Below are 15,273 nucleotides of genomic sequence, written 5' to 3' on the forward strand. Positions count from 1 at the left end.
GCATACAACTTCGCAGACTAATAAAGTGAAACGCTCTGTGGGAGTCTCGCCAGGAATTGTCGAGAAGGGTAGCGAATCGTGTAAAAACTGAACGATATCAATATATTAAAATTCATCCAAGACACCTCGACTGCCACCTCTACGACGCCATGCCAAGCGCAGAACTGCTACGCTGATGGGATATCCACCCATGTCAGCGACCCGGCGCCAGCCGCTTCGATCGCAGGGAGCACTTCATGACCCCCTCCACGTCCTCTCCCACCCCCTCCTGCTCGTCGTTGACACCCACCAGGCTCTCCGGCAGCCGCCTCGACATCGGTCGTGCCCACGGCAGTCAGCACCGTGAGGCGATCCTTGCCAGCATCGACGTCTACGACCGACTGTTTCATGACCTGGCGGGCCTGCACTGGCACGAGGCGCGACGCGACGCCGAACGCTTCCTGCCGATGATCGAGCGGCGCTACCCGGCCATTCTCGAGGAGCTAGACGGCATCGCCCAGGGCATCGGCGGTGATCTGGCCGACGTGCTTACCCTCAACTGTCGCAGCGAGGTGTCGCTGACCCGCGCCGGCGGTGGCTGCTCGGCCTTTTCGCTCTATCACGCCGGCCGCCAGTGGCTCGCCCAGAACTGGGACTGGCGCGCCGACCAACTCGACCATCTGGTGATCCTCGAGATCCAGGCTCCCGGCGCGCCGCCGTTGATCAGCGTGGGCGAGGCCGGCATGGTCGGCAAGATAGGACTCAACGCCAATGGCGTCGGAGTCGGACTCAATGCCATCCGCTCGGCGACCTGTGGCGAGGGTCTGCCGATCCATATCGCCCTGCGCGCCATGCTCGAGTGCGAGACCCTCGACGCCGCCCGGCAAATCGCCCACGACGGTGTCTGTGCACCCGCCCACTTCCTGCTGGCCGACGGCAGCGGCCAGGCGGAAGGGCTCGAGGTTCACCCCGGGCAACCGGGAACCATCGCACCGGCTCGCGGGGTCGTCACCCATACCAATCACCTCGTCAGTGACACCGCCACCCACTGGGTCGAGGACTTCCCCAAGCCGGACTCCTGGTCCCGCCTGAGTCGTCTCGACGCGCTGGTCGGGCAACTGCTCGACGACCTGGGCATGGGTGACTCGGGTGCGGATGAATTGGCTGCGGACGAACGGGGTACAACGAGCACAGCCCCCAACGAGAGCGCCACCCTCGACGCCGAGCGGTTGTTCGACCTGCTCGGCGACCACTCCCCCGGCGAGGACAGCCTGTGTCGTCACTTCGACCCGAGCGTCGCTGAAGCCGAGCGGATGGAAACGCTGTTCAGCGTGGTCATGGACCTGACCGACAAGGTGCTGTGGCTACGCCACGGCAAGCCCTGCCAGACCACCCATTCAATGCGCCTTGTGCCCACCGCCGTGTGACCCTGACGCCTCGCTTCCGTCCCTGCCGAGTTCGCCTTTCAGGTACTGTTCGGTGGTCAGCAGAAACAGCCGCCGAAACAGCTCGTGGATCGCCTCCTCTCGGCGCAGCGAGGCAAGCTCGGGATCCTTCTCTTCGCTGCCCACCTCCTTCGGGTACTCCCACGCCATGCGCATGGAGCCCGAGCTGACGTCGAAGATCTCGAGGGTCGGGTTGGCTCCGTGAAGCGCGGTCTTGATGCGATAGGACATGATGACCTCCTGCAGACGCTGATAGCCCAAAACAATGAGAATCATTAACGTTTGCAATATGGTCGTGTTTGGATGGCCTGTCAAGGCTCGACCTGATCATCGCTGTTCAGCGACCAGAAGAAGCAGGCGACCGTCGCCGTGTCTGTCGCAGGACTCAGCGTGTCAGCAAGGCGCTGATGGCGACACCGGTGTGCATGACGTGTTCGTGCATGTGGCGGCGGGCAAGGTCGGCGTCCCTGGCGATCAAGGCATCGAGGATGGCGCGATGCTCATCGGTGGACTCCTGCCAGCGGCCGAGGCGATTCAGCGCCAGATAACGCGCCCGCTCCAACCGACCCAGCAGGCGCTGGTGGGTTTCCACCAGCACCGGATTGCGCGCCGCCTCGACCAGCAGCGCGTGGATACGGGTATTGGTGGCGAAGTAGCCGTCGCGATCGCCCTTGGCGTGCTGCTTTTCCAGGCGAGTCTGCAGTGAGGCCAGCCGCTTGAGCTCGGTCTCTGTCATGCGCCCGGCCGCCAGTTCTACCGCCATGGCCTCGAGCCCGGCCTCGACCTCGAACAGATGACGCAGTTCGTCACCATCAAGCAGGGTGACCAGGGCGTTGCGATTGCGCCGCAGGGTCACCAGGCCTTCGCCCGCCAGTTGGTTCAAGGCATCACGCAGGGGCGTGCGCGAGATGCCCAGACGCCGACACAGAGCCGGCTCCAGCAGACGCTCCCCCGGGGCCAGCTCACCGTGGACGATCAGCCCCTTGAGCAGGTCGTAGGCTTCATCGGCCAGGGACGGCGCCTGGATGCGGCGGCGGTGAGGCGCTCGCTGACGCGCGCCTCTATCGGAGGGTGAAGCGACGGTGGCGTCGTCGGTTGTCGACGTCATGGGCATGGACCCTGGAAAATTGAAGGAGAGAAAGGCCCAGAGTATATCGCCTGCCCCGGGCCCGACATCCCCTTCAGGACTGCGGTTCGTCGGTCGGGTCGACGAACACACCCGGCGTCGGGGTGCTCGAGGCACGCGCCGCCACCTCGTCCTCGAGTGCTGCGTCGGCTTCGGCGGAGCCTTCACCGTCCAGCGCCGGCAACACATAGTCATTGACCACGTTACGGAAGATGCGCACGTTCTTCGAATGGCGCAGCCCACCGTCGATCGGCAGCATCGCGGTCATCACGACCACAGCGTCACGCTCGGGCAGCGCCGTCACGAACTGGCCCTTGAATCCCATCATGTCGAAGCTCGGCGTGGTATCGACGATATGGCCAAGCCACAGGTAGTAGCCAAAGTCTCGCGCGGCGCGAGGAGTCGTCATCTGTGCGATCCAGCCCTCAGGCACGATCTGCTCGCCATCAAAGCGCCCCTGGTCGATCAGCAATTGGCCCAGCTTGGCCAGATCCATGGATCTGAGCCTCAACCCCCAGCCTGCCGACACCAATCCCTTGTCATCGGCTCGCTGCCAGCTCGCGTTCTCCATACCAAGGGGCTCGAACAGTCGCCGCTCGGCGTATTCGGCAAGAGGCTCACCGGCAGCGGCCTCGAGCATGGCGGCGGCGAATACCGGATTGACGTCGGTGTAGTCGAAAGCGCTGCCGGGTTCCCACGCAACCGGGGTGTCGGCGATCAACGCCAGGCGATCCTCGGCCCCGTAGTAGATGGGGTCACCTTCCGGATCGAAGTCATAAGCAAGCCCAGAGGACATCGACAGCAGGTGCGCCAGAGTGACCTCCTCCTTGTCGGCGACACGCTCGGCCAGATCGGGGCGCAGGGTAGCGATGACATCGGCCACACTGGCGTCCAGGGTGATCTTGCCCTCCTCGATCAGCAGACCCGCCAGCAGCGCGGTCACCGTCTTGGTCACCGAGTAGAGCTCATAGTTGTGCTGCCTGCCGAGATCCTGGGTATAGCGTTCCATGATGACCTGGCCGTCCTTGACCACCATCAGGCTGCGCACGTCGTAGCCCTGGGCGTCGAGCCACGACGACAGCTCGCTCAGCGGGGCCGCATCCACTCCCACTTCGCTGGGTGCGGCACTTGGCAGGTCACTGGCGTTCGCGGTGGCACCGAGTGAACCGCACAGCAGGGTGGCGGCGACGAGTCCTGTGAGGGAACGACGACCGTGGGCAAATCTGGAAACAGATGCAGGAAACTGAAGGTGCATGGTGATACCTCGTTGTTGTACTTGTTGTGGTGATGCCTGCCAGGGTGACAGTAGCGGAGGGTCAGCGCCGGCCGATCAGCGTTGCCAGCTCCCTGCTCAAGCCCTTGTGCGGCTTGTCGGGGGGCGCGGCGTAGCTGCCGACGGTGGCCTTGGCGCGACCGAGATCGACCAGCGCCTGGGCCTGGGTGATGGCGCAGGTCACGCCGTCCAGCGCCGGCACCGGCAGCTCGGCGGCGACCTGGCGGGCCAACCCCGCCAGCGGGGCCCCGGCCAGGATCAGCACGTCGGCGCCGTCCTCTCTGACCGCCTGTTCGGCCAGCTCGATCAGGCGCCCGCCCTGGTCCTGCTGCACACTACCGATGGCCGCAAGGGGTTCGTCCAGGGCGCGGATGCTGGCCAGCCGCGAGCCCAGGCCGTAGCTGTCCACGGTTTCGCGGTACCAGGCCTGGATGCGCTGGGAGATGGCGATGATCGAGAAACGCCCGCCGTACTGACAGGCGCTCATCAGCGCCGCTTCGGTCAGCCCCACCACCGGGATCGGCAGGGCCTCGCGCAACGCGGGCAGACCGGGATCGCCGAAGGCGGCCACCACCACGGCGTCGTGGCCGGGGTAGCGCTCGGCGGCGAGACCCAGGGTCGCATAGCCGCCGATCAGCGCCTCGGCGCGGGTCTCGATATAGGCCACACCGAAGGGCGCGGTGGCGATGCTCAGCTCGCTGCCCGGGCGCAGGCTCGCCCGTGCTTCACGCTCGATCAGCGCGCTGACGTCGTCTGAGATATTGGGATTGATGACCAGAAGCTTCATGGCAGTCTCTTTGTAGTGGGCCGGTCCGAGGCGCCGGATGCGACACCTCGGCCTTTTCGTAGCTTGTCGTTCGGTCGATGCCGTACTTCAGTCGCCAGTACCTCAGACGTCAGTACCTCGATCATTCAGTACCTCGATCATTCAGTACCTCGATCATTCAGTACCCCAGTGCCCGCGGCAGCCAGGTGACCAGCGAGGGGAAGGCGATACACGCCACCAGCACCACGTACTGGAAGACGATGAAGGGCCAGGCGCTCTTCATCAGCTCGTTCAGGCTGATATTGGAGATGCCGCACATCACGAACAGCAGTACCCCCACCGGCGGCGTCATCATGACCACCACCAGGTTCATCACGAACAGAAAGCCGAACAGCAGCGGATCGATGCCGTAGGACAGCGCGATCGGCGCCAGCAGAGGCACCAGCATGATGTAGGCGGCATTGGACTCGACGAACATGCCGACCAGGATCAACAGCCCCATCACCAGCAGCAGGAACATCAGCGGGTCGCTGGTCAGCCCCTGCAGGGCGCTGGTCAGACGCATCGGCACCAGATCGATGGTGAAGGCAAAGGTCATGGTCGAGGCGAAGGCGATCAGCGCCCCCACCATGGCGGCGGTGACCGCGGCGTTGAACATCGCCCGCGGCAGGTGCGACAGGCGTAGCTGGCGGGTGACGAAGAAGCCGATCACCAGCGCGTAGAGCACGGCGATGCCGGCCCCCTCCGTCGGGGTGAAGGCACCAGCGACGATGCCGCCGACCACGACGATCGGCATCAGCAGAATGGGCAGCGCCCGCCAGGTCTGCACCAGCACGTGGCGCAGCCCGATGACTCCGCCGGCCAGCGGATAGCCACGGCGCATCGACAGGAAGCTGGCCAGGCCCATGAAGCCCAGCGCCAGCACCAGTCCCGGCACGATACCCGCCATGAACAGCCCGCCTACCGAGACGCTGGAGCCGGCCATCAAGGCGTAGACGATCATCGCGTTGCTGGGCGGGATGATCGCCCCCAGGTTGGCCGCCGAGGCAACCACCGCGCTGCTGTAGCCGGTGTCGTACTGCTGACGCATGGACGGCACCAGCGAACTGCCCAGGGCGCTGGCACTGGCCACCGCCGCCCCGCTGACCGCCGCCAGCACCATGCCGGCGACGATCGCCACGTGGGCGAGCCCACCGTGGACGCGGCCGATCAACGAGTTGGCGAAGTCGACCAGGCGCTGAAGGATCCCCGCCGCCACCATCAACTCGCCGGCCAGCATGAACAGCGGAATCGCCATCAGTGGAAAGCTGTCCACCGAGTGCATCATGCGCTGTGGCAGCACCGCCAGGTCCATGCCGCCGACGACCAGCCCCACCAGCGAGGCAAGGCCCAGGGCAAAGGCCAGCGGCATACGCAGAAGCGCCAGTACCGCAAAGCTCAGAATAATCGCCAGGGTCATGGGCGCACCTCCTCACCTCGGTCATGGCCTGAGTCGGGTCCAGCCGGGGCGGAAGGCAGCGGCTCAAGCTCAAGGCACTGGGCGATCAGATGCAGCGCACAGTGGATCGCCGAGATCAGCACCGCGATATAGAACACCGCCGCAGTGATCGGCATGGTTGGCATCAGCTGCGGCCACTTGTCGATCACCGCACCGGTTCCCACCACCCCCAGGATCACCATCAGTACCACCCCCAACGCCGCCATCAGCTGGGCCAGCCGGCGCTGGGCGCCGGCGGGCAAGTGGCTGACAAGGGCATCGATACCGACGTGGATGCCACTCTTGATACCGTGGGGAATGGCCAGAAAGATCGCCCACACAAAGCACAACCGGGACAGCTCATCGGCGGAGTCGATGCTGGTGCCGAGCAGGTAGCGTGCCACCACCTGGGCGCACACCAGCACCGTCATCAGGCCCATGGCCAGCAGGATGGCGTAGTAGGAGCCACGGTCCAGCCACGCCAGCAGATGCAGGAAATGGCGCCGAACCGGATGGCCCGCGTGGGCCTCCAGGCGTTGCCAGGCCCGTGTCATGCCCCCAGCTCCTCGAGCACCTTGTCGACCAGCTCAGCGCCGAGTTTTTCGCGCAGATCATCCACTACGCTCTGGCTGGCCTCGCGCAGGGCCGCGCGGGTCTCGTCGCTGATCGGGGTGAACTGCATGCCGCGCTCGATCAGGGTATCGCGGGCCTGGGTATCCTCGGCCGCCGCGGTCTCACGCTGCCAGGCCACCGCCTCGTCCATGGCCGCCATCAGGGTGGCACGCTGGTCATCGCTCAGGTCCTCGAACTTGTCGCGATTGGCGACCACCACGATGTAGTCGTAGAAGTGGCCGGTATCGGACAGGTACGGCTGCACCTCGTCCAGCCGCTTGGTCTCGATGATGCTGTAGGGGTTCTCCTGACCATCGAGTACCCCCTGCTGCAGCGCGCCGTAGACCTCCTTGATGTCCATCGACACCGGATTGGCACCGATGGCGCGGAAGGTGTCCAGGTGGGTCTGGTTGGGCTGCAGGCGGATCTTCAGGTCCTGAAAGTCCTCGATCGACTCAAGCGGCCGCTCGGCGTTGGTGACGTGGCGGAAGCCGAGTTCCATGTAGCCCAGCGCCACGAACCCGGCCTCGGCCAGTTTCTCGTCGAGCAGCTCGCCGACCTCGCCGTCGATCAGCGCAAAAGCGTCCTCGCGGCTGTCGAAGGCGAACGGCAGGCTCAGCGCCTCGAGTTCCGGCACGGTACGCGACAGGTAGGAGATGCCGATCCAGGTGCCCATGATGGCGCCGGAACTGACCTGATCGAGATTCTCGCCGGCACCGCCAAGCTGCATGTTGGGGAACAGCTGGGCTGTCAGATCGCCATCGCTCTGCTCCGCCAGGGTCTCGGCGAAGCGCGCCATGGCGCGACTGCTGGAGTGATCATCGGTGAAGTTGCCGCCAAAGCGCAGGTCTTCTGCCTGGGCCAGCAGCGGTGTGCAAAGACCCAGGGCCAGCGCGCCGGCACCCAGCAGGGAAAGACGGGAGGGAGTCGTCATGTCGCAATCCTTGTTGTTGGTATTGGGTAAGGAATCGGTGATGGAACGCTCAAGCGAGCCCACCTGCTTTGACCTTAGTCGAACACACTCAAGAATTCCAAATCTTGAATACTATTTTTTTTAAACACTTTATTTATCAAATAGTTGTTGTTTTCCAATCCAGTATGAAGCGACTTATGACATGAGGGGGCCATGCGACAGGAGATCTTCCGGGCGCCGAGCCGTGGGTGGCGAACCATGGGTGGCGAACCATGGGTGGCAAGCCGTGCACGGCGGGGAGTGTCCGGTAGCAAGGAGCAGTGCACCCAAGCCCCTTGATGCAGAGCTTGAGGGGGGGCTCGAAGGGAAAAGAGCCCTGGGAAAAGGGGCTCGAGGGCAAAGGTTTGGGAAAAAGCGTTCGGGAGAAAGCGTTCGGCAGAAAGGGTTCGGGGGACGGCGCGGCCAGCACCTCCGGCCCCGCGCCAGGCAACGCTCGCGGTCAGTCGTCGCCAGCGTTGTCGGGCAGCCCCTGCAGCACGGCCTGGCCGGTCTTGCGCATATGCAGGCTCAGGGCCTCGGACAGCGCCTGGGCGTCCCGCGCCTCAAGCGCCTCGACGAAGTAGCTGTGCTCGCGAGCGGACTCCTCCCAGCGGCTGGCGTCCAGGTTGGCCATGTAGCGCGCCCGGGTGATACGCAACGTCAGCGATTGCTCCAGGTCCTTCAGCACCCGATTGCCGGACAGGTCCGCCAGACGCTGGTGAATGCGTTGATTGAGGGCAAAGTAGCGCTTGCGCTGATTGTCCGCGAAATAGCCCATCATCTCGTCATGGAGTCCGCGAATCTCGGCGATGTCGGCGTCAGAGGCGCGCACCGCCAGCAGGTTGCCCGCCAGCGATTCCAGTGCCGCCATGACCTCGAACAGATCACGTACCTCGTCACGATCCACCCTGGTCACCCGGGCCCCACGATGGGGCAGCATCTCGACCAGGCCTTCGCTGGCCAGCACCTTGAGCGCCTGGCGCAGTGGCGTCGGCGACACCCCAAAGGCCTCGCACAGGGGTTTTTCCGCGATCCGGCTGCCGGGGGCCAGCTCTCCTTCCAGTACCATTTCGCGCAGGCGCTCGGCCACCGCCTCGTAAAGGCTCGAGCGCTTGAGCGGCGCCGGGCGAGGCGGTGACAGCACGTCCTGATCCAGGGACTCGTTCATGGCGGCTCCTTTTGCTCCTCGGTGCTCCTGGGTGCTCATGCTGGCTGCTTGCGGAGGACTGGGGCGTCGCTTCAGCCCACAGCGCCCTGGAGCGGGCACCCACTGCTCAGCACGCCGACCATCGACCACCAGCACTCAACAAAGCGCTGAAATCAAAGTTGTTTCCACACCCCATCGAAGATCCCAAGGCGCGGATTCCACGACGGTCGCCAGGTGTTCAATGCCACCTTCACAGCAAGATGTCATGGCGATTGATGCAGTGTACTTGCAAAAACTCGACGTTATGCAATGCTGAAAAGGTCGTAGAAATTTGGAATTCCGAATTTCTTTCAAGATCCAGTGTAGCGCGCCACAGGCAAGACCGGCCACCGCCGATCCACCTCCGGGGCGCGCCACACACAACAACAACACGACCTTGCACAGGATCGCCACGCCCATGCAACGCACCCTTCTCGGAATGCTGACCCCCTCGTCGAACACCGTGCTGGAGCCCTACACCAGCGCCATCCTGCGAGACCTCATGCCAGCGGTCAGTGCCCACTTTCAGCGCTTCACGGTCAAGGAAATCTCGCTGAGCGAGGCGGCCCTGGCCCAGTTCGACCCCGCACCACAGCTTGACGCCGCCCGCCTGCTCAGCGATGCCCGCATGGACGTGATCGCCTGGAATGGCACCTCCTCGAGCTGGCTCGGGTTCGACGCCGACCGCCGCCTGTGCGCCGCCATCACCGAAGCCACCGGCATACCGGCGACCAGCAGCGTGCTGGCGCTCAACGAGGTGCTCGAGCGCACCGGGGTCAAGCGTCTAGGGCTGGTCACCCCGTACCTTGACGACATCCAGACCGCCATCGTCGACAACTACCGGCGTGAAGGAGTCGAGGTGGTGGCCGAGCGTCACCTCAACGACCGCGGCAACTTCTCGTTCTCCGAATACGATGAGCAGACCCTGGCCGAGATGGTCCGCGAGGTCGCCCGAGCAGAGCCGGAGGCGATCACCATCCTGTGCACCAACCTGCGCGGGGCCGGCATCGTCGAGGAGCTGGAGCGAGAGCTCGGCATCCCCATCTACGACTCGGTCAGCGTCACCGTGTGGAAGAGCCTGCTGCTGGCAGGCCAGGACCCCAGCGCCATCAACGGCTGGGGCCAGCTGTTTCACGACCCTCGGCTCGGCTGACACCCCCTGCCCCTCTCGACAGCAACAGCAACATCAGCACCTGCAACAACCACCAACAACAAGATGAGGTTCTCCCATGACGACTCCCACCCTCGTGACGGCGACCCGCCGGCTTACCCTCGGCGCCCTGATCGCCGCCCCCCTGCTGGTGGCCACCAGCCAGGCCCAGGCCGAAACCCTGCTGCGAGTGGCCGGCAATTTCTCCGGCAACAAGCTTCACGTGGACAACGTGGAGCGGCCCTTCTTCGCCGAGCTCGATGCCCGTGACGACCTGGCGGTGAGCTACAACCCGATGGACGCCATCGGCGTGGAAGCCGCGGACGCCCTGCGCAACATACGCTCCGGTGCCTTCGACGTGATGTCGGTGCAGATCGGCATGGCCTCCCGCGACGAGCCGTTCTTCGAGGGCATCGACCTGGCCGGGGTCACCGCCGACCTGGACCAGCAGCGCGAGGCGGTGGACGCCTTCCGCGCCGACTTCGACGCCCGCCTGCAGGAACGCTTCAACGCCAAGCTGATGACGCTGTGGCCATTCGGCCCGCAGATGATGTTCTGCAACGGTGACATCAACGGTGCCGACGACCTGGCTGGCAAGAAGGTGCGGGTGTTCACGCCGTCGATGTCACGGCTGGTGGAAGGACTCGGCGCGGTGCCGGTGACGCTACAGTTCAGCGAGGTCTACCTGGCGCTGCAGCGCGGCGTCGCCGACTGCGGAGTGACCGCACCGTCGGCCGGCAGCAACGGAAAGTGGCCGGAAGTGACCGATCACTTCGTACCGCTGCCGTTGTCCTACTCGGTGCAGGGCCACTTCATGAACCTGGACACCTGGAACGGCTTCGACGCCGAGCAGCAGGCGTCGCTGAGCGAGGCCTTCGCCCGCCTCGAGGACCAGATGTGGGACCTGGCCTACACCGTCAACGACGATGCCATCGCCTGCAATACCGGTCAGCCGAGCTGCGAGAACCACACCGCCTACGACATGACCCTGGTGGACATCGACGAGGACTCCCGCGCGCGCATCGAACAGATCACCTCCGAGGCGGTGCTGCCGGTGTGGGCGGAGACCTGCGACGCCCGCTACCCCGAGTGCACCGCGCTGTGGAACGCAAGCGTCGGCGAGGTCACCGGCCTGAGCGCCAGCGCGCCCTGAGCGGCGGCTGATCGACCCTGTCGCCCACGACCAGGGGCCGCCCATGCGGCGGCCCCGTCCCCAGGAGCATCCCGATGTCCGATTCCCGTCCCTCCGGTGCGCATTCGCCACCCGACGCCAGATCGCCCGGCGCTGCATCCGCTGCCGCATCGATGGCTGTATCACCGGACTCCCGGCTCGACCGGGGACTTGCCCGTCTGTCCCGCGGTGCCGCTCTGGCCGCCGGCTACGGCGCGCTGTTGCTGTCTGCGCTGATCACCTTCGAGGTGCTGGCGCGCAAGTTCTTCGCCTTCTCGCTGCAGGGGGTCGACGAGATCGGTGGCTATGTGCTGGCTATCGGTGTCGCCTTCAGCTTCGCCTTCGCCCTGACCCAGCGCGCCCATACCCGGGTCGACGTCCTGCTGACGCGACTGCCGCCCCGGCTGCGCGCCCTGCTCAACCTGGTGGCGCTGGTGCTGTTGTGCGTGTTTTCGCTGTTTATGCTGTGGCGGGCGGGCGCGACCCTGGGCGAGACCCTGGAATTCTCCAGCCTGGCCAGCACCCCACTGCAGACCCCGCTGTGGATCCCCCAGTCGCTGTGGCTGATCGGGCTTTCGGTGTTCGCCATCGTCACCCTGCGAGCCGCCGTCCGGGCCGGAGTCCAGCTAACGCGCGGCCAGATCGGCGCGCTCAACGCCGGCTGCGACCCGCTCAGCGCCGATGACGAGCTCGACGAAGCGCGTCGCCACTATGTTGGCGCGAAGAGTGGCTCGCCTGGCCATTCGGCGGATGGCCAGATAGCCGGCCGGGAGAAGACACCATGATCTCCGTCACCGAGGTACTGCTGGGCTTTGGCCTGATGATTTCCATGATGGCGCTGGGCATCCATGTGGCGGTGGCCATCTTCACCACCGCCGCCCTCGGCGCCATGCTCTACCTGGGTACCCCGCTGCTGTTCTCCTTCGGCGACCTGTTGTGGGGCACCCTCAACGACTTCATCCTGACCGCCATTCCGCTGTTTATCCTGCTCGGCGAGCTGCTGCTGCGGGCCGGCATCACCGAGCGCATGTACTCGGCGCTGTCGGTGTGGCTCAACCGCCTGCCGGGCGGTCTGCTGCACACCAACATCGGCGCCTCATCGGTGTTCGCCGCCATGTCCGGCTCGTCGGTGGCCACCGCCGCCACCATCGGCACCGTGGCCCTGCCGGCCTTCGCCGAGCGCGGCTACAGCGAGCGCCTGGCGCTGGGCACCCTGGCCGCCGGGGCGACGCTCGGCATCCTGATTCCGCCCAGCATCAACATGATCATCTACGGGGCGATCACCAACACCTCCATCGGCGCCCTGTTTATCGCCGGTATCGTACCCGGGCTTGCCCTGGCGGCCACCTTCATGCTGGTCATCATGGGCATGAGCCTGCTGCGCCCCGGGGTCGCCGGCGAGCGCGAGCCGCGGGTGCCGCTGGCCCAACGTCTGCGCTCGCTGGTCGATCTGCTGCCACCGGCGTTCGTCTTCGCCATCGTCATCGGCAGCATCTACAGCGGCTGGGCGACCCCCACCGAGGCCGCCGCCCTGGGGGTGGTGGCAGCACTACTGCTCGCGGCGCTCAACCGCAAGCTGACCATCGCCATGCTTCACGAGTGCTTTCTGTCCATGGCACGCACCACCGCCATGATCATGCTGATCATCTCTGCGGCGTTCTTTCTCAATTATATCGTCGGCATCCTCGGCATCCCCTTCGCCCTGACCCAGTGGGTATCGGAACTGGGGCTGTCGCCGCTGGGGCTGATCCTGGCACTGGTGGTGTTCTACCTGGTGCTGGGCTGCTTTCTCGAGACCCTGTCGATGATGATCGCCACCGTACCCATCGTGGTGCCCATGGTGGTGCAGTTCGGCTTCGATCCGGTGTGGTTCGGCGTATTTCTGGTGATCATGATGGAAATCTCGTTGATCACCCCGCCCATCGGCATGAACCTCTACGTGGTGCAGGGGGTGCGCGGACGCGGCTCGATCGTCGACGTGATGATCGGCAGCCTGCCCTTCCTCGCGGTGATGCTCGCCTTCGTCGCCCTGATCACCGCATGGCCGGCCATCGTGCTGTGGCTGCCGGGGGTGATGGGATGATCGGCGATATCCGCCACGCCTTGGCACCAAGCACCTGAACAACAACGAATAACTCCGGCGCGAGCCGGTCTCTGGAGAGCAAGATGCAACGCCTCGATACTCTGATCACCAACGCCACCGTGATCACCGCCGCCGACCGCTTTGTCGCCGATATCGGCATTCGCGACGGGCGTATCGTCGCCCTCGGTGAAGGACTCGCCGAGGGTGCAGGCCCAGTCGGCGAGACCATCGACGCCAGCGGCCTGTGGGTGATGCCCGGCGGCATCGACGCCCACTGCCACCTGGCCCAGCCGCTGGGTGACGGCGCGGTGATGGCCGATGACTTCGCCAGCGGTACCCGCTCGGCGGCGGCCGGTGGCACCACCACGGTGATTCCCTTCGCGGCCCAGTTCAAGGGACAGTCGCTGCGCGCGGCGGTGGAGGACTACCACCGCGAGAGCGACGGCAAGGCGATGATCGACTACGCCTTTCACATGATCGTCACCGACCCCAACGAGACGGTGCTGCGCGAGGAGCTGCCGGCGCTGATCGAGGAGGGTTACAGCTCGTTCAAGATCTACCTGACCTACGATGACCTGAAGCTCAACGACCGCGAGGTGCTCGAAGTGCTGGCGCTGGCCCGCCGCGAGGGCGCCATGGTCATGGTCCACGCCGAAAACGCCGACTGCATCGCCTACCTGACCGAACTGCTGGAAGCCCAGGGCCACACCGCCCCGCGTTACCACGCCGAGGCCCACTCCTCCATCGCCGAACGCGAGGCCACCCACCGTGCGATCTCGCTGGCCGAGCTGATCGACGTACCGCTGCTGATCGTCCACGTTTCCGGCCCCCAGGCGATCGAGCAGATCCGCTGGGCCCAGAGCCGTGGCCTGCGGGTCTACGGCGAGACCTGCCCCCAGTACCTGATGCTGACCGCCGATGACCTGGATCAGGACGGCTTCGAAGGTGCCAAGTGCGTGTGCAGCCCACCGCCCCGGGACCCAGCAGCCCAGCAGGCGGTGTGGGAGGCGCTGGAAAGCGGTGTTTTCCAGGTGTTCTCGTCGGACCATGCGCCCTTCCGCTACGAGGACGACAAGGGCAAGAAGCTGCATGGCGAGGAGGCGAGTTTTTCCTGCATCCCCAACGGTATTCCGGGGCTCGAGACGCGCCTGGCGATCCTGTTCTCGGAGGGCGTGGTCAAGCAGCGCATCGACGCCACCCGCTTCGTCGCGCTGACCGCCACCAACCCGGCCAAGATCTACGGGCTATACCCGCGCAAGGGCACCATCGCCGTGGGCAGCGACGCCGACCTGACCCTATGGGACCCGGAGGCCCGGGTCACGGTGCGCAACGACGATCTGCACCACGCGGTGGACTACACCCCCTACGAGGGCCTGGAGCTGACCGGGCGGGTGGTCATGGCGCTGTGCCGAGGCCAGGTCGTCGCCCGCGATGGCAAGCCCTGCGGCCAAGCCGGTGACGGCCAGTTCCTGCGCTGCGACAAGCCCACCCCGGCGAGGCCCAGAGGGCAGGCCAAGGGGTTCTAGGCTTCATACAAAAAATCGACGATCGATGGTTAGACAAGGCAAGAATCGGCTACAAACCGCCTGATGTGATGTTTGTGGCCGATTAGGAGAGATGGTGTCTAGGCAACATCCAGCAGAGAACCTGAGGACTGGCACCATGGCTGCTACGCTCAACCATGTTGTGCTCGGCGCTTGCGTCCTCAGGCGACTCCTGCGGGCCGACGGCCCCTCGTGGAGACCAGGACCCCATGGAGCTACAATGAATGTCAGACATCATCGGGAGAAGGCACTGCTGGAGGCATCTGAAAAGGTCACCACAGGGGTCATCATTGGCTCTACCATTGGCGCCCTGATCAACCCCAGGGCCCAGATGGCCACTTCCCTGGTCGCCATTGGGCTTGGCATGCTGCTGATGGCGCTGATCGCGTACCGGCTAGGCTCCCTTCGAGCCAATGAGGACGCGACAGAGGAGGGTAAGGCATGACACTCAACGAACTCCTGCTTGGCGCCGCCATCGGCCTGTCGCCTGCACTGGTCTATCTGGTCGG

The 15,273-nt window shown here is 65.2% G+C and carries 15 protein-coding genes; 7 read left to right on the forward strand and 8 right to left on the reverse strand.

Annotation, left to right across the window (positions count from 1 at the left end; all coding sequences use genetic code 11):
• The first annotated feature begins 236 nt into the window (after positions 1 to 236).
• Positions 237 to 1,406 (forward strand): C45 family autoproteolytic acyltransferase/hydrolase, encoded by a 1,170-nt coding sequence (locus NFI08_RS03730; RefSeq protein WP_349587289.1) that lies wholly within the window; start codon positions 237 to 239, stop codon positions 1,404 to 1,406.
• Here NFI08_RS03730 and NFI08_RS03735 read toward each other — a convergent pair.
• From NFI08_RS03735 to NFI08_RS03770, 8 genes are all read right to left on the reverse strand, one after another.
• Positions 1,377 to 1,655: a hypothetical protein gene (locus NFI08_RS03735; protein ID WP_045992400.1), complete on the reverse strand. Its 279-nt coding sequence runs from the start codon at positions 1,653 to 1,655 to the stop codon at positions 1,377 to 1,379. The two genes, NFI08_RS03730 and NFI08_RS03735, sit on opposite strands and share 30 nt — an antisense overlap.
• A gap of 154 nt (positions 1,656 to 1,809) precedes the next feature.
• Positions 1,810 to 2,532, reverse strand: coding sequence for a GntR family transcriptional regulator (locus NFI08_RS03740; protein WP_108132156.1), 723 nt, complete (start codon positions 2,530 to 2,532; stop codon positions 1,810 to 1,812).
• 73 nt (positions 2,533 to 2,605) lie between these two features.
• Positions 2,606 to 3,805, reverse strand: a complete 1,200-nt coding sequence (locus NFI08_RS03745) for a serine hydrolase domain-containing protein (protein ID WP_349587293.1) — start codon at positions 3,803 to 3,805, stop codon at positions 2,606 to 2,608.
• A 61-nt stretch (positions 3,806 to 3,866) separates the two neighbouring features.
• Positions 3,867 to 4,610 carry an aspartate/glutamate racemase family protein gene (locus tag NFI08_RS03750; RefSeq protein ID WP_045992402.1) on the reverse strand — a complete coding sequence of 248 codons (744 nt, stop codon included), beginning with the start codon at positions 4,608 to 4,610 and terminating at the stop codon, positions 3,867 to 3,869.
• 157 nt (positions 4,611 to 4,767) lie between these two features.
• Entirely contained in the window at positions 4,768 to 6,048 is a 1,281-nt protein-coding gene (locus tag NFI08_RS03755; RefSeq protein ID WP_349587296.1) for a TRAP transporter large permease, read from the reverse strand.
• Positions 6,045 to 6,620, reverse strand: a complete 576-nt coding sequence (locus NFI08_RS03760; protein WP_052704322.1) for a TRAP transporter small permease — start codon at positions 6,618 to 6,620, stop codon at positions 6,045 to 6,047. The genes NFI08_RS03755 and NFI08_RS03760 overlap by 4 nt, the downstream gene beginning before the upstream one ends.
• The gene (locus NFI08_RS03765) at positions 6,617 to 7,612 is read right to left on the reverse strand and encodes a TRAP transporter substrate-binding protein (RefSeq protein ID WP_349587300.1); all 996 of its coding nucleotides are present in this window, start codon (positions 7,610 to 7,612) and stop codon (positions 6,617 to 6,619) included. Before NFI08_RS03765 ends, NFI08_RS03760 begins: the two co-directional genes overlap by 4 nt.
• A gap of 478 nt (positions 7,613 to 8,090) precedes the next feature.
• On the reverse strand, positions 8,091 to 8,798 hold the full coding sequence (locus tag NFI08_RS03770) for a GntR family transcriptional regulator (protein WP_349587303.1): 708 nt from the start codon (positions 8,796 to 8,798) through the stop codon (positions 8,091 to 8,093).
• Positions 8,799 to 9,234: 436 nt separating this feature from the next.
• On the opposite strand from NFI08_RS03770, the gene NFI08_RS03775 reads away from it, so the two are divergent.
• From NFI08_RS03775 to NFI08_RS03800, 6 genes are all read left to right on the forward strand, one after another.
• Positions 9,235 to 9,969, forward strand: coding sequence for a maleate cis-trans isomerase family protein (locus NFI08_RS03775; protein ID WP_108132154.1), 735 nt, complete (start codon positions 9,235 to 9,237; stop codon positions 9,967 to 9,969).
• Between the two features lie 76 nt (positions 9,970 to 10,045).
• Positions 10,046 to 11,119, forward strand: coding sequence for a TRAP transporter substrate-binding protein (locus NFI08_RS03780; RefSeq protein ID WP_108132153.1), 1,074 nt, complete (start codon positions 10,046 to 10,048; stop codon positions 11,117 to 11,119).
• 74 nt (positions 11,120 to 11,193) lie between these two features.
• Complete coding sequence (locus NFI08_RS03785) at positions 11,194 to 11,922, forward strand: TRAP transporter small permease subunit (protein ID WP_222516384.1); 729 nt, start codon at positions 11,194 to 11,196, stop codon at positions 11,920 to 11,922.
• A complete protein-coding gene (locus NFI08_RS03790) occupies positions 11,919 to 13,220 on the forward strand; it encodes a TRAP transporter large permease (protein ID WP_108132151.1) in 1,302 nt (433 codons plus the stop codon). Before NFI08_RS03785 ends, NFI08_RS03790 begins: the two co-directional genes overlap by 4 nt.
• Before the next feature lie 71 nt (positions 13,221 to 13,291).
• Positions 13,292 to 14,746 (forward strand): dihydropyrimidinase, encoded by a 1,455-nt coding sequence (gene hydA / locus NFI08_RS03795; RefSeq protein WP_349588751.1) that lies wholly within the window; start codon positions 13,292 to 13,294, stop codon positions 14,744 to 14,746.
• Between the two features lie 238 nt (positions 14,747 to 14,984).
• Positions 14,985 to 15,209 carry a hypothetical protein gene (locus tag NFI08_RS03800; protein ID WP_108132150.1) on the forward strand — a complete coding sequence of 75 codons (225 nt, stop codon included), beginning with the start codon at positions 14,985 to 14,987 and terminating at the stop codon, positions 15,207 to 15,209.
• Positions 15,210 to 15,273 lie beyond the last annotated feature (64 nt).

The sequence above is a fragment of the Halomonas sp. EF61 genome, from assembly GCF_040147045.1.
GTDB lineage: Bacteria > Pseudomonadota > Gammaproteobacteria > Pseudomonadales > Halomonadaceae > Halomonas > Halomonas litopenaei.